This window comes from Moorena sp. SIO3H5 (genome assembly GCF_010692395.1).
Lineage (GTDB): Bacteria > Cyanobacteriota > Cyanobacteriia > Cyanobacteriales > Coleofasciculaceae > Moorena.
The window spans coordinates 1-1,234 of the sequence record NZ_JAAHHS010000783.1 but is presented as its reverse complement, the minus strand read 5'-3'; the positions used below and the strand labels follow the sequence as shown (position 1 = coordinate 1,234).

General features: G+C 44.6%; 1 protein-coding gene. It reads right to left on the bottom strand.

Translation table 11 applies throughout. The features are described 5' to 3' along the window. Window positions 1–110 precede the first annotated feature (110 nt). Window positions 111–833: a pentapeptide repeat-containing protein gene (locus F6K52_RS36500; protein WP_293090150.1), complete on the bottom strand. Its 723-nt coding sequence runs from the start codon at window positions 831–833 to the stop codon at window positions 111–113. Window positions 834–1,234: the final 401 nt, after the last annotated feature.

Below are 1,234 nucleotides of genomic sequence, written 5' to 3'. Positions count from 1 at the left end.
CGTAGCGTGCGCGTAGCGCACGCTACGCGAACAGCCATCAGCTATCAGCCTGTTCCCTGTTCCCTGTTCCCTGTTCCCCGTTCCCTGTTCCCTGTTCCCTGTTCCTATAACTAAATACTCGTATTCAATATCACCCCATCAAGTTCTGCTTCAATCAGATTAGCCCCGTGAAGGTTGGCATTAGTTAAATCAGCTCCAGTAAGATTCGCTTTTCTGAGGTTGGTTTCACTAAGGTTAGCTTCTCTGAGGTTGGTATAACTAAGATTAGCTTGACTAAGGTTAGCTCCCTTCAGATTCGCCTTAACCAGATCTGCTCCTGTTAAGTTAGCTTTATCAAAATTACTACCAATCAGCTTAGCTTCATTGAGATTAGCCCCAGTCATCACCGCCTCCGTGAAGTTGACCCTACTCAGATTGGCTTTGGTGAAATTCACAGCAATCAGGTTAGTTTTATACAGATTAGCTCCCTCAAGGTCTGCCAGAGAAAAGTTAACCCTAATTAGGTTAGCTTCTTCCAAAGATGTCATAGTCAGGTCTGCTCTTTGGAAGGATGTACGGGTAAGCTTGGCTCGATTCAAGTAAGCGTGACGAAGAATAGCTTTATCAAAAATTGCCCCAACTACACAAGCCTCAGTCAGGTCAGTATAAATCAGCAATGACCCACTCAAGTTAGCACCCATTAGCTCCGCTTGAAACAGATTGAAACCATTGAGGTTTTGCCCACTCAGGTCTACCTCCATCAGGTCAGGGATCAGTTTCGGATTATTGTCTCTCCATTGATTCCAGAGTTTTAGACCCTGCTCAAGCTCAGCCAGATGGGTTGGTTCCGCCATGTAGTTGATTGATCCTCTAGGTAAGAATGCTTAAGAAAGTATTAAATTTAATGTAACATAACGAAAACAAAGTTTACATTTTTGTTAAGATTTTTCCCAACTAGCTGCCGCTCTTGTATATATGGCTACGGGAAAGGCCAACGGGAAAGGCAAGAGGCAAGAGGCAAGAGGCAACAGTTGACTAAAACAGTTTGTGCTGCTTGTATCAATCTCAAAATTTTTATCTATAGCGCTATACATAAGGCCTGGCAGGCATAGAAAAAGCGACACCCAAGCGGTAATAGCTTGGGTGTCGCTTTTGTTTCAAAGCTAGAGATTCTCCCGATTTCCCGATTCCCGATTCCCTATTCCCGATTCCCGATTCCCGATTCCCGATTCTCCCCATCTCCCCATCTCCCCAT